At 32.3% G+C, this 20949-nt stretch carries 21 protein-coding genes and 1 pseudogene; 5 read left to right on the top strand and 17 right to left on the bottom strand.

Annotated features, from left to right (window positions below):
- Positions 1–108: 108 nt before the first annotated feature.
- The 7 genes from cobA to QMO72_RS02675 form a co-directional block, all read right to left on the bottom strand.
- On the bottom strand, positions 109–1044 hold the full coding sequence (gene cobA, locus QMO72_RS02705; protein ID WP_103266972.1) for a uroporphyrinogen-III C-methyltransferase: 936 nt from the start codon (positions 1042–1044) through the stop codon (positions 109–111).
- Positions 1035–1349: a nitrite reductase small subunit NirD gene (gene nirD / locus QMO72_RS02700; RefSeq protein WP_103266974.1), complete on the bottom strand. Its 315-nt coding sequence runs from the start codon at positions 1347–1349 to the stop codon at positions 1035–1037. Before nirD ends, cobA begins: the two co-directional genes overlap by 10 nt.
- A gap of 2 nt (positions 1350–1351) precedes the next feature.
- The gene (gene nirB / locus QMO72_RS02695) at positions 1352–3757 is read right to left on the bottom strand and encodes a nitrite reductase large subunit NirB (protein WP_103266975.1); all 2406 of its coding nucleotides are present in this window, start codon (positions 3755–3757) and stop codon (positions 1352–1354) included.
- Positions 3750–4214, bottom strand: coding sequence for a precorrin-2 dehydrogenase/sirohydrochlorin ferrochelatase family protein (locus QMO72_RS02690; protein WP_103266976.1), 465 nt, complete (start codon positions 4212–4214; stop codon positions 3750–3752). The genes nirB and QMO72_RS02690 overlap by 8 nt, the downstream gene beginning before the upstream one ends.
- A complete protein-coding gene (locus QMO72_RS02685) occupies positions 4195–4935 on the bottom strand; it encodes a sirohydrochlorin chelatase (RefSeq protein ID WP_103266978.1) in 741 nt (246 codons plus the stop codon). The genes QMO72_RS02690 and QMO72_RS02685 overlap by 20 nt, the downstream gene beginning before the upstream one ends.
- Before the next feature lie 129 nt (positions 4936–5064).
- On the bottom strand, positions 5065–5601 hold the full coding sequence (locus QMO72_RS02680; protein ID WP_103266979.1) for a GNAT family N-acetyltransferase: 537 nt from the start codon (positions 5599–5601) through the stop codon (positions 5065–5067).
- Between the two features lie 245 nt (positions 5602–5846).
- Entirely contained in the window at positions 5847–6662 is an 816-nt protein-coding gene (locus QMO72_RS02675; protein ID WP_103266981.1) for a formate/nitrite transporter family protein, read from the bottom strand.
- A gap of 202 nt (positions 6663–6864) precedes the next feature.
- Between QMO72_RS02675 and QMO72_RS02670 the strand changes: the two genes are divergently transcribed.
- Positions 6865–7266 (top strand): Rrf2 family transcriptional regulator, encoded by a 402-nt coding sequence (locus QMO72_RS02670; protein WP_103266983.1) that lies wholly within the window; start codon positions 6865–6867, stop codon positions 7264–7266.
- 62 nt (positions 7267–7328) lie between these two features.
- Here QMO72_RS02670 and QMO72_RS02665 read toward each other — a convergent pair whose 3' ends face one another.
- A complete protein-coding gene (locus QMO72_RS02665) occupies positions 7329–8030 on the bottom strand; it encodes a GntR family transcriptional regulator (protein WP_103266984.1) in 702 nt (233 codons plus the stop codon).
- A 171-nt stretch (positions 8031–8201) separates the two neighbouring features.
- Between QMO72_RS02665 and QMO72_RS02660 the strand changes: the two genes are divergently transcribed.
- On the top strand, positions 8202–10097 hold the full coding sequence (locus QMO72_RS02660) for a beta-glucoside-specific PTS transporter subunit IIABC (protein WP_103266985.1): 1896 nt from the start codon (positions 8202–8204) through the stop codon (positions 10095–10097).
- Between the two features lie 20 nt (positions 10098–10117).
- Positions 10118–11560 (top strand): 6-phospho-beta-glucosidase, encoded by a 1443-nt coding sequence (locus tag QMO72_RS02655; protein ID WP_103266987.1) that lies wholly within the window; start codon positions 10118–10120, stop codon positions 11558–11560.
- 64 nt (positions 11561–11624) lie between these two features.
- Here the strand turns inward: QMO72_RS02655 and QMO72_RS02650 are convergent, their stop codons facing one another.
- The 7 genes and pseudogenes from QMO72_RS02650 to QMO72_RS02620 all read right to left on the bottom strand — a co-directional run bounded on the left by QMO72_RS02650 (position 11625) and on the right by QMO72_RS02620 (position 16672).
- Positions 11625–11801, bottom strand: a complete 177-nt coding sequence (locus tag QMO72_RS02650; RefSeq protein ID WP_199196691.1) for a hypothetical protein — start codon at positions 11799–11801, stop codon at positions 11625–11627.
- Between the two features lie 83 nt (positions 11802–11884).
- The gene (locus tag QMO72_RS02645; protein WP_103266988.1) at positions 11885–12358 is read right to left on the bottom strand and encodes an SRPBCC family protein; all 474 of its coding nucleotides are present in this window, start codon (positions 12356–12358) and stop codon (positions 11885–11887) included.
- A complete protein-coding gene (locus tag QMO72_RS02640; protein WP_103266990.1) occupies positions 12359–12952 on the bottom strand; it encodes a helix-hairpin-helix domain-containing protein in 594 nt (197 codons plus the stop codon). It abuts the gene before it with no gap.
- Between the two features lie 287 nt (positions 12953–13239).
- Complete coding sequence (locus QMO72_RS02635) at positions 13240–13755, bottom strand: YceI family protein (RefSeq protein WP_103266991.1); 516 nt, start codon at positions 13753–13755, stop codon at positions 13240–13242.
- Positions 13756–13935: 180 nt separating this feature from the next.
- On the bottom strand, positions 13936–15480 hold the full coding sequence (adcA, locus tag QMO72_RS02630) for a zinc ABC transporter substrate-binding lipoprotein AdcA (RefSeq protein WP_103266993.1): 1545 nt from the start codon (positions 15478–15480) through the stop codon (positions 13936–13938).
- 162 nt (positions 15481–15642) lie between these two features.
- Positions 15643–16249 (bottom strand): annotated as a pseudogene (locus QMO72_RS02625) (DsbA family protein).
- 54 nt (positions 16250–16303) lie between these two features.
- On the bottom strand, positions 16304–16672 hold the full coding sequence (locus QMO72_RS02620) for a cystatin-like fold lipoprotein (protein WP_103266994.1): 369 nt from the start codon (positions 16670–16672) through the stop codon (positions 16304–16306).
- Positions 16673–16961: 289 nt separating this feature from the next.
- Between QMO72_RS02620 and QMO72_RS02615 the strand changes: the two genes are divergently transcribed.
- The gene (locus QMO72_RS02615) at positions 16962–18200 is read left to right on the top strand and encodes an aminoacyltransferase (RefSeq protein WP_103266996.1); all 1239 of its coding nucleotides are present in this window, start codon (positions 16962–16964) and stop codon (positions 18198–18200) included.
- A 319-nt stretch (positions 18201–18519) separates the two neighbouring features.
- Here the strand turns inward: QMO72_RS02615 and QMO72_RS02610 are convergent, their stop codons facing one another.
- Together QMO72_RS02610 and QMO72_RS02605 are read right to left on the bottom strand one after the other, a co-directional pair.
- Positions 18520–18867 carry an ASCH domain-containing protein gene (locus QMO72_RS02610; RefSeq protein ID WP_286093230.1) on the bottom strand — a complete coding sequence of 116 codons (348 nt, stop codon included), beginning with the start codon at positions 18865–18867 and terminating at the stop codon, positions 18520–18522.
- A gap of 158 nt (positions 18868–19025) precedes the next feature.
- Positions 19026–20465 (bottom strand): MDR family MFS transporter, encoded by a 1440-nt coding sequence (locus tag QMO72_RS02605; RefSeq protein WP_103266997.1) that lies wholly within the window; start codon positions 20463–20465, stop codon positions 19026–19028.
- 224 nt (positions 20466–20689) lie between these two features.
- Between QMO72_RS02605 and QMO72_RS02600 the strand changes: the two genes are divergently transcribed.
- Complete coding sequence (locus QMO72_RS02600; RefSeq protein ID WP_101118117.1) at positions 20690–20797, top strand: putative metal homeostasis protein; 108 nt, start codon at positions 20690–20692, stop codon at positions 20795–20797.
- Positions 20798–20949 lie beyond the last annotated feature (152 nt).

The raw sequence follows: 20949 nt of genomic DNA, 5'->3' as shown, positions 1-20949 counted from the left end.
CTAACATTTATTACAAGCTTATTTGAATCAACTGAACGTGTTTAATTTTGTTGAAAATAGATGAATCCCCATTTCTATTATGTAGAAATGGGGATTCAATCATTAAAATCATATGTGGATAATTTCATCAAATCTCTTAGTTAACTGTTGTTTTAAAAATTGTTGTTGTGTTGCATGGAAGTCCATGTTTTCTTTTGGATTTATCATACACCAATGTCCTTGTTCATATATTTGATACGCTTGCTCTATTGCTTTCAGTCGTGGTCCAGATACAAGGTATGCCTTACTATCATTTATCGTTGCGTCTACTTTAATATGGTGATGAGCAACTATATTACCAACAATAATAATAGCTGGCTTTACTTCAGATGTTTTTCTTTTAACTTTATTTGCAATTGTAGTCACTGTTCCGCTAATACGCGTTTCCTTTATAGTCGACGTTTGATAGATAACTACTACTGGATAATCCACATGTGTAGTTTCAAATATTTTATCCATAATTCGCTTTAGTTCTTTAACACCCATATATATCGCCAATGTCCCATGTTTTAATAAACTAGAAACATCCATGGAGCATGACGTATCGTCTTTAAAATGCCCAGCTGTCAAAGTAACGCTTGTCGCAATATCACGAATCGTCAAACCTATCCCAAGTGATGCCGCTGCTGCACTCGCTGAAGTAATTCCTGGTACAATTTCAAATGGTATATCTAAATTCGATAAGGCTACAACCTCTTCATGTACTCTTCCAAAAATTGCTGGATCGCCACCTTTTAAACGGACTACACATTCGTATTGTTTTGCTGATTTAATTAATTTTTCATTAATATCTTGCTGTTGTATATGCATATGATAAGGTTTCTTTCCGACATCAATTAATGCTGCATCCGGTTTTACAAGCTGTAACATAAAGGGATTGACCAATCTGTCATACAATACAATATCGGCTCGCTGTATTAAACGTAATGCTTTCTGTGTTAATAATTCAGGGTTCCCAGGACCAGCACCTACTAAATACACTTTGCCATAAGTATCTACAGACATAGATATACATCCTCATTTTCAATTTCTACTTTGAACACATCGACACAACCTGTATCAGGCTCTTGAACTATTCCGTTATTTAAATCAATCTTTTGATCATGTAAAGGGCAATAAACATATTCGCCACTCACAGTACCTTCTGACAAAGGACCTTCTTTATGTGGACATATGTTGTGAATGGCGTGTATTTTCCCACTTTCTGTAAGGAAAAGTCCAATTTCTTTATCTTTCACTATAACTTTCTTCCCTATTAAGGGAATTAATTCTTTCACGTTCGCTACTTTAATTTTTTCTCGCTCTTGCATCGTTACACCTCCTGCACTTCAAAAATGCTTTGGGCTTTTTTATTATTTGCAATATATGACCATGGTTCTTCTTCAATAGCCTTTTTAGCTTCCATTATTCGTTGAAACAATGCTTCTTGATTTTCCTGATTTAGTATAACTTCTTTCACATGTTGAAATCCTAAACGTTTCAACCAAGGTGCTGTACGTTCAGCATATACACCTGTTTCACGATAATATTGCATTAATGCGCCACATAGTTTAATCACTTCATCTTCCGTTTCAACTGTTGTTAAATGTTGTGCTACTACAACGTCCGTGCCACCGTTACCACCTATATAAATTTGATAACCATTTTCGACACCGATAACACCAAAATCTTTCACTCCCGATTCTACACAACTTCTTGGACAGCCTGACACCCCCATTTTAAATTTATGTGGAGTATCTATATACTCAAATGTTTTTTCCAAACGAATACCTAATTGTGTCGTATGTTGAGTACCAAATCTACAAAATGCTTTACCCACACAACTTTTAACTGATCGTGTTTTTTTGCCATAAGCAGAGGCAGAACGCATACCTAGTTCTGACCATATTTGAGGTAGTAATTCTTTTTTTATACCGTATAATCCAATACGTTGAGAACCGGTTACTTTAATGAATGGGACATTATATTTTTTAGCCACTTCACCTAACTTTATTAACTGATCTGCATCCGTCACGCCACCACGCATCTGTGGGATGACTGAGAAAGTACCATCTTTTTGAATATTGGCATGATAACGTTCATTTGCAAATCTTGAAGCCAATTCATCTTTATGATCGAAAGGATATGCCATATTCAAATAATAATTAATTGCTGGTCTACATTTAGGACATCCATTTTTATCTTTAAAATTAAGTACATGACGTACTTCTTTAGACGTTTTCAAACCTTTAGATCTTATTTGGGTTACAATTTGGTCACGTGTGTAATCCGTACATGCACAAATACCTGCTACTTTCTCTGTAACAAATTTATCACCTAAAGTATATTCCAATATCTGATTTATTTGTCCTTTACATTTACCACATGAATTCCCGGCTTTTGTTGCTTTTGTAACTTCATCAACGCTTGTTAATCCTTTATCAGTTATGGCATTCATAATCGTACCTTTAGTGACGCCATTACATCCACATATCGTTTCATCATCTGCCATATCACCAATATTTATTCCTGATTTTTCACTCGCCTTATGCAATAAAGAAATCATTGTATAATCTTCAAGTGGTTCTCGTTTCTTCATCATATTAAAGAAACGAGAACCATCTTCTATATCTCCATATAATACTGCGCCTACGATAGTATCACCTTGGATAAATACTTTTTTATAGTGATTGTTGATACTATCAAATATTTCAATCCCTCGTGTTAGCGCATCTTCTTTAATATTGCCAGCACTATAAAGATCACATCCTGATACTTTTAAAGACGTAAACGTTGTCGATCCTTGGTATCTATTTACATCTTTTTTTGTTAAATAACTTGCTAATACTTTACCTTGTTCATAGAGTGGCGCAACTAATCCATAAACTTTCCCATGATGTTCTGCACATTCTCCAACCGCAAATATCGATGGATCGTTACTTTGCATATAATCATTAACGATAATTCCCCTATTAACTTCTAATCCACTATCTTTTGCTATTTCCGTGTATGGACGTATACCTACTGCCATAACAACTAAATCCGCTTCCAATGTAGTCCCATCAGCTAAGAGCACTCCAGTTACATCTTTAGTGCCGAGTATTTTTTCTGTGCTAGCTTTCAATTTAAACTTCATACCTTGTTTCTCTAAATCAGATTTCAACAATGCTCCAGCTTTTTCATCCAACTGCATTTCCATTAACCACTCCGCTAAATGAATAACTGTCACATCCATTCCCTGATCCATGAGACCTCGAGCACATTCCAATCCTAATAAACCGCCTCCTATAACAATAGCGTTCTTTTTACGTTGGGCTATATCAATCATTCTTTGCGTATCTTCAATTGTTCTCCAACCTATAACACTAGGTAAATCCGCACCAGGTATAGGTAATACAAATGCTTTAGACCCTGTTGCTAATATACAAATATCATAAGCAAAAATTTTACCTGAAGATGTGATGACTTGCTTTAACTCTCTTCTTATCTCACATACAGGGTCATCCACCAACAATTGAATATTATTTTTTTCATACCATTCATAACTATTTATAATAATCTCTTCTGTGGTCATTTTTTTCTGTAAAATATTAGATAACATGATACGATTATAATTAGGATAGGGTTCTTTTCCAATAATTGTAATATCAAAAAGTTGCGCATCACGTTCTAATATCTCTTCTACTGTTCTCAAACCTGCCATACCATTACCAATCATTACTAGTTTTTTTCTAGACATACATATCCTCCTTATATACTTCTTTCAAATATGTTTGTATTATTGCATTTATATTTTTTACTTTTTTACAATCTTTACCATTTGATCTTACATGTATTTTAATATCATCAATGCTCGTCTCAGACATATTAAAGAAGTCTGATTCCTCTTTATCACTTGTTTGGTTCACCCATTGATATTGATGGGCCTCTTGCTTAATTTGTTGGTTAACACGTTGATCGTTAGTGGCTGCAATAATGATATCAGCATATTGAATATCTGTTTTGTCATAACATTTTGTGATCATTTTCATTTTAGGATGCTCAATCTCAAAGAATTGTGGTAAGAACTTTTTACTAATAATCACTAAAGAACCTATGTCTTCACCTAATAACTGTTGTAATTTTCTATAAGCTACTCTGCCTGCACCGATTATTACAATATTTTTATCTGATAGATTAAGTTGAATGGGATACATTTTTTAACACCTCTAATTGATTAACTCTATCTCTTATAATTGACGCTAATATGGGCGAGAAATTTATAGCCGAACTATAAATGATTAAGGCTGATAAATTCATCGTTTCTATAGACTGTTTCATTTTCTTTAAAATATAACCATCATACAAAAAGACGGGGATAATAAGTATTTTCTTATGTTGCTTTGCACATTTTGATAGCATAGCTTGATAACTAAATTCACCATATAGCGTCATCATATATACTGGTTTATCATTAATGTGACATGTTTTCACTAAGCGTTTTAAAATTAAGTTAGGTTGATGATATTGTGTGCTACCATGTGCCATTAATATGACTGCGTCAATCATTGCATCATCATTAATGGCTTCATCTAATTTATTTCTAATCAAATTAGACATCAACGTATGTGTGCCTAAAGGTTGAGCTATATTAAATACCAACTCAGGATATACAGCTTTGATACGTTTTAAAATACAGGGAATATCATATAAATAATGCTTCGCTGGAAATAATAATAATGGTACGATATGAAATTGATAAATACCTTCTCGCATCAAACTTGTAATTATCACTTCTAAACTTTGTAATTCACTCTCTAAAAATGCGATGTGATAGTTAAATGTTTCTTTATTCAATAAATATTGAACAAATTTTTTCAGTATTTTATTTTGCTCTCCAGCACGCATGCCATGTATAACAATTATATTTGTAGTCACTACTATCCCCTCTTTACAATTGCATTGTAATACAAAATGCCTAGATTTTGTGAATATATTCACATTAAAAACTAAAAATAGGGAATCCCCTTATTCTTTGCATAAAGGGATTCCCTATGTTGTTATTGATTAAAACGGTGGATGACCAAGGACATCTTCGTGAAAACGTTCAGGTATAAGTACTTTTCTCATAATAACACCTAAATCGCCATCATCACTTTCATGTTCAGCATAAACTTCATAGCCACGTTTTTTATAAATATCAAGTAACCATGGATGCTTACGTGCAGAAGTACCTAACGTTACTGCAGGTGCTTTGAGGGTATCTCTTAAATATGTCTCTTCTACATATTTCAATAGTTTACTCCCTAAGCCTTTACCATCGTATGAGGGTTTGGTAGCAAACCACCAAACAAATGGATAAATAGATATACGACGCTTACCTTCCCATGGATAGCGAACGGTGATCGTAGAAATGATTTCAGTTTCATTTTCTAAAACAAACGTTGTGCTAGTGATAAGATTCTTTTTCACTAAATCTACACTGGCATTCACTGATGGCCAATCTATCTCTAATTCTCTTAGTGGGGTGAATGCTTCATACATTAATTTTTGTAATTCTTCAGCATCCGCTTCTACAGCCACTCTGATGTTATATTCAGACATTTAGACACTCCTTTTTTATATGCAATATATACTTTCTATTATAATTATATTTAAAATCAACATTTCTTTTTATAATCATAACAATACAATATGGGTTCTTGATATTTGAGTCAATTGATACGTTTTATAAAAATAAAATCCTTGTGTATCCAGATGTGCCACACTTTTTATGTAAGCCTTTCAAATAAAAAATTCTCATAATTTTGATTATGAGAATTGTCAAACGTACTTTATAATAATTACACCTATAGCAAACTATCTCTTTTACCATTCAAATAGGCATATAATAAACCTACAAAAATACCACCACCGATAAAGTTACCGATAAACGCAAATATAATATTTTTTAATACATGTAACCAAGCTATGGCATCAAAATCATAAAAAATCATGCCTACATAAAGTCCAGCATTAAATACTACGTGCTCATAGCCCATAAAGACGAAAACAATTACACCACATGCGATAAAAAATGCTTTTGATAAACCGTCTTTAAATTGTATTGAGATGTAAATGCCAATATTAATAAAAAAGTTACAAAAGATAGCTTTGCCCAATATTGCAAACCAAGTACTATGAACTGTCTTACTATCTACAAGCGCACGCAAACTCTCAATCATTTCAGGTGTCATGATAGGCGTGATTTTCATTATGATAAACAAAATAAAACCACCTATAATATTAAAAAAGAAGCATACTAATGCAATACCTAACGCTTTATTAAGCGCGATTACTTTATAATACCAACCTACAGTTAAATACATAAAGTTACTCGTTAATAACTCTGAGTGTGTAAGTACAATCAATACTAAAGCTAGACTAAATGCAATAGCTCCCACTAAATTAACTAAACCTTCATTGGCCCCTTCAAATTGCGCCTTGATTGCGAGCATAAATACGGTGACAAGCGCTAATAGAAATCCTGACATTATTGCCTTTAGAGCATAACGCCCTGGCGTTTGACTAAATAATACCGTTTTCATCTGTACCTGACTATTAATATTTTCAATTGTTTCCCTCGACATATATGTATCTTTGATTGCTTTATGATTATCGACCATAAAAGCGCCCCCCTTATACAATTAAATTTCTTAATATAAAATATTACTCATACATTAAAGCCATTATATTATTTTCAAGCTATTTTTAATAGTTCAATATGGTACTGCTTTATATTTTAATACATTGATAGTTCTAAAAAAATGGCGTAAACTTTACTTGTATATAATAAATGCACAAGTAATTAGAATTGGAGGCACTCACTTGAACACACAATTTTCAGTTTCAATCCATATACTTTCCTTGTTAGCTATAGAAAAAGAGGCAGTCTCTAGTCAATATATCGCTGATAGTATTAATAGTAATGCAACTTTAGTGAGAAAAATATGTCGTTATTTAAAAAACGGCAACTTTATACACAGTAGCCAAGGTAAGGCGGGGTATAATTTATCTATACCTGCAGCAGAAATTAAATTGGGGGATTTATATCAATTAATATTTTCAGAAACTACACACTTTGCTAAAATTCATAATGATACAAATCCTAATTGTTATGTTGGGAAAAATATTAGTCATGCCTTAGATGAAATATACAATGAGGTAGATCATGCAATCGTCAATCAACTTAATGTATATACTATCCAAAGCGTTATTGATCGCTTTTAAAAAGCTTGTTTACCTTGTGATGTACTTAATTAAGGTTAAGTCATTACAAGATAAACAAGCTTTTATTTTTGAGATGGGATATAAAAATGTGCATTTTTGTAATGATATAACAAATTGGAACAATCAAATGGTACACCCGTAGTAGTATAAAATATTTGCTCGTATCTTAAACAAGGGTCCCCATTACTTAATTCTAACTTTTCAGCTTCCCGTGTCTTTAATTTATCAACTGCAAAATAAATATCTGAAAATCCTATTTTCACTTTTAAATTTTGCTCTAAATATCTAAACACAGAATTTTCAGCTATAGATTCATTCAAAAATAATACAATATCTTTGTTAAAGTATGATTGTTCGAAACATAATACTGCTCCATTAACATAAACTATACGTTCCAACACATATACAGATGTATCATGTGATAGCTTTAATTTCTGACAAACATCTTCAGGGGGTAACACCTCTTCTACGCGTAACACTTTATTAGTTACATGACTGCCTTCAATTTCATCACTAAATCCACTAGAAGAAAATAAATTGAGATATCCATCTCTTTTTGGATTACGTACATAAATGCCACTACCACGAGCTTGGTAAATATTTCCCTTTTTCTCCAAAGCTTCTAACGCTTTGATGATTGTACTCTTACTCACATTATATTTAGTTTTCAAAGCTTCCACACTCGGTAATTTATCACCAGCTTGAAAATTTCCTTCTACAATATACTGATTTAACTGTTGAGCAATTTGTTCATACTTGAGCATACGTATACCCCTTTTATAATAAAATTCAAATCATTATAACATGAACTTCATTTTAACATACATCACATATAATTTGTTAGGGTCTTTACAAATTGTACCGGTATAATTATAATGAAGTAAATCGCTTACATTAAAGTGTGTTTAATATATCAATGAAGGAGTTGCAAAAATATGGCAGATAAAAATGAAGTGCTTGCCCAAAAGATCTTAGATGCTGTTGGGGGCGAAGAAAACCTTGTCAATAGTACGCATTGCGCAACTAGATTGCGTTTAGTATTAAAAAGATCTATCCCTGATGCTAAAAAGAAAGTGTCCGAAATTGATGGCGTCGTTACAGTTGTTGAAAATAATGGGCAGTTTCAAGTAGTTATAGGTAATAATGTTGGTGAGGTATATCAATCATTCGAATCTTTAACAGGCGATGATGTTAGAAATAGCGACCAAGAACCAGAAAATAAAGGCACTATAATTAACAGAGTTATCGCAACTATGTCTGCAGTATTTGCACCTTTTATATATATTTTAGCTGCCGCAGGTATATTGCAAGGTTTACTCATTGTTATCAACCTCATTGCCCCTGCTTTTAAAAATACTGGCACTTATGAAGTGTTTAATTTAATATCATGGGCGCCTTTTACATTTTTACCTATATTCATAGCAATCACTGCAGCCAGACATTTTAATGTAAATGTTTATATCGCAGTCGCTTGTACTGCAGCACTCGTTAGCCCTGAATTAAGTGATATAGTAGCTAAAATTCAAGATGGTGAATCCGTACGATTATTCGGTATTCCATTAACAGAAACGAGCTATACATCATCTGTTTTACCACCATTATTATTAGTCTGGATATTATCTTACGTTGAAAAATATTTAAATAAATGGATACATGATGTGGTTAAGCCATTATTCACACCCTTTTTCAGTATTATTATAATGGTCCCAATCACTTTGCTTGTAATTGGTCCAATATCCACACTTGCTGCACATGGTATTGCAGGTGGCTTTAACTACCTAGTAGCTGTTGCTCCTTGGTTGGCAGGTGCTTTAATTGGGGGATTATGGCAAATATTTGTAATCTTTGGTGTTCATTGGGGAATCACTCCTGTTATTTTAGCCAACTTTGAACAACATAAGAGTGATGCGTTCCAAGCTTTCCAGACAATTGCTGTCATTTCACAATTTGGCGCAGTATTAGGTGTATTTATCAAAGCTAAACGTACAGAAATTAAGAGAGTGTCATCATCTGCTGGTATCACAGTAATCTTCGGTATCACTGAACCTGCAATGTATGGTGTTAACTTACGCTTTAAAAAACCATTTATTATCGCATGTATTAGTGGTGCCATAGGCGCCTTCGTAGCTAGTTTCTTTAATCCCAAATATTATGCATATGCTGGCCTTCCAGGTCCTATAACTGTAGTTAATGGTTATAGCGCAGATAATCCTACCTCAATTTGGGGCATCTTAATTGGTAGTGCTATTGCTATTATTTTACCCATTATATTAATTCAAATTTTCGGTTATGGAGATGATACAACAGAGGAAGTCAATACTACTAATGTGAATAACAAAGATACATCTATGATTTCGCCTCAAAATGAACATCTCGAAACAACGATTTACGCGCCAATCCATGGTCAAACCATCGCATTATCAGAAGTTAACGATCCTATATTTTCAGAGGGCATGATGGGAAAAGGAATTGCTATTAAGCCATATGATAACACTGTACTGGCTCCACTTGATGGTGTCATTAGTATGATTGCACCAAGTAAACATGCTATTGGTATTACTTCTGAAAATGGCGTTGAATTATTAATACATGTTGGACTTGATACAGTTCAATTAAACGGAAAAGGATTTGAATTATTAATTCAAGAAAACGACAAGATTACTCGTAATCAACCATTATTAAATTTTGATAAAGATACAATTCAGTCACAAGGCTACGATACTGTCATTCCTATTATCATTACAAATTCGAATGAATTTGACGACATTATTATTGAAGACCCAGCTGAAGTTAAACAAAATGAAGCAATATTTACGATTATAAATAAATAATATAAAGGAGCTTGATTAAAATGACAAAATTACCAAAAGACTTTCTATGGGGTGGCGCCTTAGCTGCCAATCAATTTGAAGGTGGATATGATGAAGATGGTAAAGGGTTAAGTGTAATTGATGTAATGACGAACGGCGAACATGGTCAAGCACGAGAAATCACTCAAGATATTGATGCTAATAAATATTATCCTAATCATATCGGAATCGATTTCTACAATCGCTATAAAGAAGATATAGCACTATTCAATGAAATGGGACTTAAATGTTTACGTACTTCTATCGCATGGTCTCGTATTTTCCCTAAAGGTGATGAAACAGAACCAAATGAAGCCGGCCTTCAATTTTATGATAATGTTTTTGATGAGCTCTTAAAATATGGTATAGAACCTGTTATCACGCTATCCCATTTTGAAATGCCATTACATTTGGCTCGTGAATACGGTGGCTTTAGAAATAGAAAAGTGGCTGATTTCTTTGCACACTTTGCCGAAACAGTCTTTAAACGCTATAAAGATAAAGTAAAATATTGGATGACTTTTAATGAAATCAATAATCAAATGGATACAGATAATCCTATTTTCCTATGGACAAATTCTGGTGTACAAGTTAAAGCACATGAAGATCCCGAAGAAGTACTATATCAAGTAGCTCACAATGAACTCATCGCTAGTGCTAAAGCAGTAAAAATAGGGAAAGAGATTAACCCAGATTTCGAAATAGGCTTAATGATTTCTCATGTAGCTATTTATCCGTATTCTTGTAATCCAGAAGACATGATGGAAGCTGTCAAAGCGAACCGTCTCCGCTTCTTCTTCCCAGATGTACAGGTACGTGGTTACTACCCAAGTTATGCTAATAAAATACTCGAGCGTAAAGGCTATGATATTGGCTGGCTAGATGGAGATGAGCAAATATTAAGTGAAGGTACTGTAGATTATATTGGTTTTAGCTACTATATGACCACAGTGGTTAAGCATGATGCGGAGTCTTATACTGGCGAGAATGTTACCAACGGCGGTTTAGCACATTCGGTTGATAATCCGCATATCCAACAAAGCGATTGGGGATGGGCCATTGATCCTACTGGTTTGCGTTATACTTTAAACGTATTATATGATCGTTATCAGATACCACTCTTTATCGTTGAAAATGGCTTTGGCGCTATTGATGAATTTGATGAAAATGGCCAAATACACGATACTTACCGTATTGACTATTTAAAATCACATATTGAAGCAGCTATAGCTGCGGTTGATGAGGACGGCGTGGATTTAATGGGATATACACCTTGGGGTATTATTGATATCATTTCCTTTACTACAGGAGAAATGAAAAAACGTTATGGTCTTATCTATGTAGATAGAGATAATAATGGCAATGGTACATTAGAACGTAAAAAGAAAGCGTCATTTGATTGGTATCGTAAAGTAATTGAAACAAATGGAGAAGTACTTAATTAACTTAAATATATACACGAAAAAGTCAGGGCATACATCAGTAATGCCCTGACTTTTTATTATAAAATCAATCTTTAAATTTACTTAAAGTGCGCAATCCATAAGCAAAAATACCATAGCCCATTAATGTACGTATAAACCATTTGGACACACGCTTATTTATACATTTTTCATTTATAGTCACAGCTGGTATAAGTGTACTCAATGTATATAAGCCAAGTACTTTAACATAACGTTTATTCAATAGACCCACCTCTTTTCATCTTCTATTATAACGAGGTTAGCTATTAAATAGACGTTGTATTTTTTACATGTTTTTGACTTTTTCTAAAATGTTTTTACTAGTGCTTCCAGGTTATCAAAAGTACCATTCATACCTTCTTCAACACCCATATCCAGCAATTGTTGAGCTGCTTCGGCATCTGGTAATTCAGCAATTGATTTAATGGTTGTAGTGCCATCTTTATTGTCTTTGATATGAATCGTATTATGCATGCCTGCCATTGTCTTATCGATATTTCCATCTTGATCTGCAAAGTAATCATAGTAATCAATAAGCGTAGGGCGTTGGACATCATTATAATTTGTTACGGTATAACTTGTTCCTTGAGGACCTCGAATAGCAAAGAATGCATTGCCCTCGGTCTGAACATTAAATGTATATACCTCTGTAATTGCGCCTTTAGGATGGAACCATTGCTCAAATAAAGCTTGTTCCGTATAAGCATTAAATATCTGATCTGCCGATGCATTAAAATTTCTAATAAATATAATTTTATTTTGCTCAATCTGTATACTCATTTATACATCTCCTTCGTCCATAATGACATATGACGTTATTGCTTTTACTTTAGCATCTTTCTGGTGACTTTCAAATTCAAAGAAATCTGCAAAATATATTGTTGAGCCATCCTTTGCAATTTGAGTACCATGCAATGCACCTAACTTTCCATGAGAGATATTTTGCGTAACATTTAGCGAAGCTATTTCAACTTGGTGTGCTTCCAATTCTTCATAAAAAGCATCTAGCCCTTGTATCTGAAACGCACCAACTACATTCCAAATAAAATTTTCAGTGACAGTTTTAATTAATTTTTCCTTTTCAACGAGGGCACAACCAATTAAAAATTCTAACATCAAGCGCCTTTTAGGTGCATTATCACAATTTAAATCTCCTGTTAACTTAAATGGTAACGCGGGCAACACATCATTTTTAAAACTTAAATCTACATCCTTTAATGCTTGTTCTAGTATCTCAATAGCTTTAGGACCAATACCGTGTATATCTAATAACGTTGTTCGTTCGTAACTTGCTACTTCTTCTAAATTTGTCACTCCGAGTTCTTTTAATGCATGTGTGGCAGGCATGCCAATTTTGGGTAAGTCTGTAGTCATACTATCGCCCCTTTCTTATCTCCACTATACCCACTACGCATGATTTTTAATTCAAAAACATTACTTCATATCTCTTTATCAAAATTTTTTGCAAGTCCTATTTGAACATTTACTATGCGACTCCATAGGATTAGTATATATTTTTTATAATCAACATTTTACTAGGCTATCAACCACTAACAATAAAGAAAGAACTCTATCAGATTTTAATAGCAGATAGAGTTCTTTTATAACTTAGCTTTGTAGCATCTATAATTTGATTTTCTTGCTTTAAATTCTGAATAATATTAATCTTCTAAAGCAAATTCTAAACTCACTTGGAATTTAATATCTTTACCAATCATAACGCCACCTGTTTCAAGCGTTTGGTTAAATGTAACACCATATTTATCACGTTCAACCGCGCCATTTACGATAAAGCCTACTGTTTCAGCACCATTCATTGGATTTTTACTTTTTCCTTCATAATTCAATTCAAATGTTTCTTCTTTTGTTACATCTTTTATAGTTAAATTACCAGTAATTGATTTATTGTCAGCATGAGTAATTTCAAATTTGATTTCTGGATAGTTTTCAACATCGAGGAAATCTCCACTACGTAAATGCCCATCGCGATCTTCTACACGTGTATCAATTGAATCAGCTTTAATAACGAACTCACCTTTAAGCGAACTCAAATCATTTACATCGCCTTCAATTTTGGCATCAAAATCATTAAATCTACCTTTAATGTTTGAAATAACTAAATGCTTAACTGAAAATTCCACTGCTGAATGTGCTGGGTCAAAATTAAATGTTGTCATAGAAACATACCTCCAAAGTATTTTTGGTTTTATTAATATACTTATTATACCAACTATATTTTATATATCAACAAAAATGTTTTCTATTTCCACTCTTTAAATTTTATTCCCTTTAAATATCACTTTACTCATTTTTATTATTAAGGTTTCGTAAAAGTTTAAAACTGCTCTATTTTATGATTAGTGTGCTAACATTTCCTCTTTAACTTCTTTTTTAGTTAAATCTTGAGGATAATACGTCGGCCAATTATCTAATTCTTTTAAGAGTTTTCCTTTATCATTACCGATAAATATATGGAAATGATGTGATTTTGTCGGCGCTATATTATGATCACTAAATTGCACATATTTAGGTAATGTCTTATCGTCGCCTTCTGTAAGTTTATACGTAAACCTAACACCTCTATTACCTTTTTCATATTTCAAAATATCTTTTCCATCATATTTATATTGACCTTGCATTTTCTTACCATCTTTCGTGAATTCAATCGTATCGTTATTGATTTTCAATTTTTCAATATCAGTTTTATAACCTTTTTCATAATATGCCTTATATTCTTTTTCTGACATTGAATCATCTTCATTTGCTTTATGCTTCATTACTTCATCCAAACTACCATCTTTTAAATATGGATATATTGACTGCCAGTCACCATTATAATCTGAAAGCTTTCTATCTTTAACTTGGCTATCTTTAAAATACCCTTCTGATATAGCTTTCTCATGCTTGTTCTTTTTACTATCATCATTGACTTTAATATTATCATTTAAAGCCATATTAATATGCTTAATATTTTTCTCCATCAATGATTGGAAGGTAATCGTTCTATCACTTTGTTGTGCTTTAGTTAATGATTCCATATTATAAAATTTTAATGGTTTTGCCTTAGTTTCTTTACGTATTGTATCTGTCACCTTATTTGAAACGTTATCCTCATAGAGAATATATTTAGTACCTGACTCATTAATTTCTTTTACAATTTTAGTTAAATCTTTTTGTGAAGGATCTTCAGCATTCATATTTTGGACCCCTTTTTGTACAAATCCATAACGATCAGCTAGATATCCCATTGATTCATGAGAAATAAATACTGCGTTTCCTTTTTTATCTTTTGTTGTATCTTTCATTTTTTCATCAATTTGTGCTAATTCTTTATTTAACTTTTTATAATTTTTTTCGTATTCTTTTTTATGATTTGGATCTTTTTTAATCAACTCATCTTTAATTTCTTTCGCAAATGTTTGATCAAACTGAGGATCTAACCATATGTGTGGATCATACCCACCATGGTGATGATGACCTTCGTGATTATGTTCTTCTGACTCCTCATGACTATGTTGGTCTGTCAGTAATTGCGATTTATCCAATTTATCTTCCAATGCTAATTTTTTATCTTGTGTTTTAATTGTGGCTGCTACTTTTTTAGCAACAGGGTCTAAATCATCACCCGTGTAAATAAACAAATCAGCTTTACTCGCGTTGATAATATCTTTTTGTGTTGGCTCAAAGCTGTGCATGTCCGTGCCTGCTGGGTAAATAGATTCTACCGACACATGCTCTCCACCAATTTGTTCTGCAAATGATTTTAACGGATAAACGGTAGTGTTTATTTTTATTTTTTTGTCTTCTCCTTGACTGTTACGCTCTGCATCGCCTTTTCCACATGCTGTCATTACAATTGATAAGATAATAACTAGAAATGATATGTATATTGTTCTCTTCATAATTTCCCTCCATTAAATAGTAATCGTTACGATTTAAAATTATAGCCTTAGTTCGTTTAAAAAGCAATACCTCAAAACATTTTTCGTAATAATTACGATTTAAAAATCGTAAAAAAATACTCAGTACAATCTTTTATGAAATTGTACTGAGGCATAATATCATTATTGCTTATCTAATAACTTTTTATAATTATCATAGTGATAAGGATCATCTAGTTTTTTACCGGCAATATAAACTGTAGGTGCAGTATCAATGTGTTTATCTTTGTATTGCTTTTGATCATCTTTAGCTGCTTGCCATGATTTACTATTTTTTGTTTTATAATCTTTTTTTATTTTCTCTTTAGTCATCTTTTTAATCGCTAATTTATCAATTTGTTTATCCACTACTTCTTCGGTAATCCATTTTTTTTTCTGAATCGGGTTGTTGTTCAAACATTAATGATTGAAATTCTAAATACCGACTTGGTGCTATTTGTTTAACTGCATGACCAGCTCTAGATCCAATTATAGAATCTTTCCCTAAAAATGCCATATTCACAAATTGATAGTTTACTTTGTTCTTGTCGATATAATCTCTTTTTAGTTTTGGCATGATATTACGCTCGACTTTTTTACAATAAGGACATTTAAAATCACCATATTCGATTATTTTTATTTTGCCATTACTATCACGTTTGTCATCTTTATGTGCATGCTCTGGATTCGTACATGCTGCCAACAGTAATATCATTGCTGCTATCATTAAACTTATCCATAATTTTTTCATATGCTTATGTGTACACCTCGATCGCCTTTGAATTATAACTAAACTACAGCTTTTTTATTCATTCATATTCATATTTTCTTCTTTATAATCTGCTTCATGAGTTTGTGTATAGCCTTTTGAATTAAAACCACTTAAATATTTAGCATTTCCATTTTTGAATTCATAAGTATAATAATGTACTTCAGCATCTTCTTTTAATGGTTTATAAGCTAATGTGACATATTTCCCTTTTTCATATACATAAATATTAGCTTCTTTTTTATCGAATTTTTTATGCGCATCGCCTTCTTGTTGCTGAGCTAAATGCTTTTGATATGTTTGTTGCTGATTGACAGCTTTTTCTATTTTATCTGTATATTTACTACTGCTACACCCCGCACTTATCATTACCGATACAACAATCAAAATCAATAACTTCTTCATTACTTACCTCTCCTAAAACATATCCATTTTAAAATAGACTTCTATTTTAATATACATCATTATTCTGTATGTAACATCATACAATGAAAAATCCAAATGTTCTAGTCTATTTTGCTCATAGAAATTATGTACAAAACTACTAACCATTATATGTATTTTATCATTAATCACTATACCAACCATCTTCTTATACAATGCCATTTAACATTAATTTTGATATAATGTTTATATATCAACCAATTTAATAAAAAAAATTTAAATTACCCCTTTAAGGAGGAAAAGAAATCCTATGCAATTTGTGAATATTACCCCTGAAGAATTCGCTAAATTCACACAAAATAATTTTTCTCATTATACTCAGACGCGTGTGAATTATGAAGCACAAGATCAATCCGACGCACATTTATTAGGTGTTAAAAATGAAAATGGTGAAGTCATTGCTGCTGGTATGTTTACCGAAGCACGTGCTTTAAAATTTTTCAAATATTTTTATAGTCAACGTGGTCCTGTACTAGACTACAATAATATTGCATTAGTTAATTTTTACTTTAAATCACTAACTTCGTATTTAAAAAAACATAACTGCCTATATGTATTACTCGATCCTTATATTTTAGAAAATTTAAGGAATGCAGATGGTGAAATCATTAAGTCTTATGATAATCGCATGTTAATTAGTACATTAGATCAATTAGGATATAAGCATCAAGGCTATCCTGTTGGTTATTCAAAGACAAGTCAAATTCGCTGGCTATCTGTTTTAGATTTAAAAAACAAGACCGAACAGCAATTATTAAAAGACATGGACTATCAAACACGCCGCAATATTAAAAGAACTGAAGAAATGGGAGTTAAAGTCACAACACTTCCTATTGAAGAAACTGGCAGATTTTTCAAGCTATTTAAAATGGCAGAAGAAAAACACGGTTTCTCTTTCCGAGATGAGCCTTACTTTGAAGAGTTACAAAAAGCATATAAAGGTTATGCTTCTTTACAGTTAGCTTATATTGACTTAAACGAATATATCGCGAGCTTAAAAGAAAAACATAACACCTTAAACAATCAACTACTTGAAGTTGAAACAGCATTAACAGAAAGTCCAAATTCAAAAAAACAAAAAACGAAGCATACACAATTAACACAACAAATTAATAGTACGCAACGAAAAATAGATGACACAGAAGCAACCATAGCTACAGATGGCTCCATACTAGATTTGGCCGCTGCAATTTATATTTATAACGATTATGAAGTATATTATTTATCAAGTGGATCTAATCCTAACTATAATGCATATATGGGTGCATATAAACTACAATGGGAAATGATTAAATTTGCTAAGAGACATCATATTGACCGCTACAATTTCTACGGCATTACTGGAGACTTCAGTGAGGATGCTGAAGATTATGGTGTACAGCAGTTCAAAAAAGGCTTCAATGCTGATGTTGAAGAATATATCGGTGACTTTGTAAAACCTATTAAACCTTTAATCTATAATATTGGTAAATTCATAGGGAAATTATAGTAAGCAAAATATGAGTCATTAAACAATCCAATCGACGACGTTATCGGTTGGATTTAGACTGTTGGCAAAGTTTCCAACTTTAGCTGCAGTTGTTTATATACTTTCTACGTCCGCACACCCTGTTCTTAGCCTAGCATCTTTATAGTAGGTGTTCGATCAAATAGCTATTATGGACTTGAAAAATATTTGAATTATAATAAATTCTGCAATTATTTGAAAGACCACTGTTATTTAATAAATAACAGTGGTCTTTGTTTTGAGTCAATATTATCGTCTATTCGCTTATTTCACTTAATTATACCTGACATGTTTATCAAGTTCATTTTGGGACTACGCGTATTTTAAATGCCAATGCTCCATAGTGTATTTCATCGGTTTGATTATAGATTTGATAGATTTGAGCCAATTTTTGAGATAATTGCATTTTTTCATCCATGCCAAGTTCTTTATTAGAATGCGCTTGAAGCAATGCTTGAAACGACATATATTTTATTACTTTTAACACTTCAACTTTAATACTTTGATTCTTCTCAATATTTTCAAAAATGATAAAATCTCCGGCCTGTACTTCTTGTCTCTTTTTATCATTTAGTCTGACTTCAATCGTTTTTGAGCCATTTTCAATTAACTGAAATGGCTTATCGTACAATTTCATATTATGATCCATTATCTACTTACCTCATTTAATTCGAAGATACCTTACTACGCTATTTATATACTTTAAATTACTATGATTCTCTATAAATTGTTATTGATAAAGAAAAAGCCGATAGATGTTCTGTTTGAGCTGTCCCCTCAACCACATATCTATCGGCTATTATATACTTATTCTTGTTCTAAATTCATTTTCTTTTTACTTTTCAACAGGAACACACAAATTAAACTAAGGAAAGAAATAATTACAGCAAACCAGAATGCACTATGATATCCATTAAGCAATGCATCATGTTGTACTTGAGCGGCTATTTCTTGTTTACCCATTCCTTTATAATCACTCATGTCTGGTGTGAAGTTTTTTGATGATTGACTCATTGTTGTGAAAAGTGCTGCTGTACCAATAGATGCTGAAATTTGTTGCAATGTATTGGTCATAGCTGAACCATGCGCATTCATTTCGTATGATAAGAAGTTCATTGTATGCGTCATTAATGGCATTAATCCTAAAGCAATACCCACCATACGGATACCATAAATTGTTGCTAGCATAGTAGCAGACGTGTGCTCATCCATAACAACAAAATAAGAAGTTGTTATAACTACAATGATCATACCTATGATTGCTAAAATTCTAGCACCATATTTGTCAAATAACAATCCAGATAGTACTGACATCACTCCCATGACTATAGCGCCAGGCAATAATATAAGACCTGATTGTAATGCTGAATCTTTCATAATGTTTTGCACAAACATAGGTAATATTGTTTCAGAACCAATCATTGATATCATTGTAAATGACATGATTATAATCCCTATAGTAAATTGATTGATTTTAAATAGTGAAAAATCGAGTAATGGATTTTCCAATCGTGTTTGTCTAAATATAAATAATGCGATTAAAATGAGTCCACCGATGACAGTTGTTAGTACGATTGGATCATTCCATCCATCACGAGAAATTGTACTTGTACCATATAGTACACTACCAAAACCTAGTACCGACATGATGATTGAAAGTACATCAATCGGTGCTTTCTTTTTCAAACCAACATTTTTCACAAACTTAAGTGCTGCAAGGAATGTAACAGCAGCAACTGGTGTAACCACATGGAAAAGTGAGCGCCACTCGAAATACTCAACTAGATAACCAGAAAGTGTCGGACCAATCGCTGGTGCTAAAGCAATAACTAGCCCAAACATCCCCATGTATTTACCACGTTCATGTGGTTCAAATACATCTAAGACCGTAGTCATCATTAATGGCATCATAATGCCTGAACCTAACGCCTGAACAATTCTTGCGATTAATAATATTGTAAAGTTCGGACTGAACCCAGCAATAAGCGTACCGATAAGGAAGATTAATATTCCAGTTAAAAAGACCTGCCTTGTTGTAAATCTTTGTATAATCATTGCTGATAATGGGACAACTACCCCATTAGTTAATAAGAATGCTGTTGTAAGCCATTGTACTTTTGTATAATCTATATTAAATTCTTTCATTATGCTAGGCAATGCTGTCGTTAATAAGGTTTCATTTAATAGTCCAAAGAATCCACCAAGTAGCATTACAAATATCATTATTAATTTTGTTTTGTGCTTCATACCTTTCTCCTTTTCTACAATAATATATAAAACTTAAAATTAGCTGTAATAATGAATTATACATATATTTTATTAACATATCATTAAAAAAGTTTGGCATATTGTAAAAAACTTTATTGTTCTAATTAAGTTCAGACACATTTGGAATAAATCGTAATTATTACTATTTACAAAACTGTGTATTTCATTCATAATTGTGTTAGTTAATAAAGGAGGTCATTTCCATGAAACTAGATTTACAAACTGCTCGTCGCAATTTAAATAGCCCTAATATCAAAACACGTAAGCTTGCGCGCAAAATTATTCAGCAACATAAACGTAATAAGTCATAATTAAATTACCATTTTTATAATTTGGATTACATATTCGCTTTTGCTGAAAATATGATTAATCTTTTTATACTCCACTATTTTTATGTTTTAATGAACCATTTCTATAATCTCATATTAATCACTTAAGAATCTAATAGGTACCTAATCATTAG

Source organism: Staphylococcus casei (assembly GCF_030294405.1).
Classification (GTDB): Bacteria; Bacillota; Bacilli; order Staphylococcales; family Staphylococcaceae; genus Staphylococcus; species Staphylococcus succinus.
Note: the sequence above shows the minus strand (reverse complement) of the source record. Positions and strands in the feature narration are given on the sequence as shown.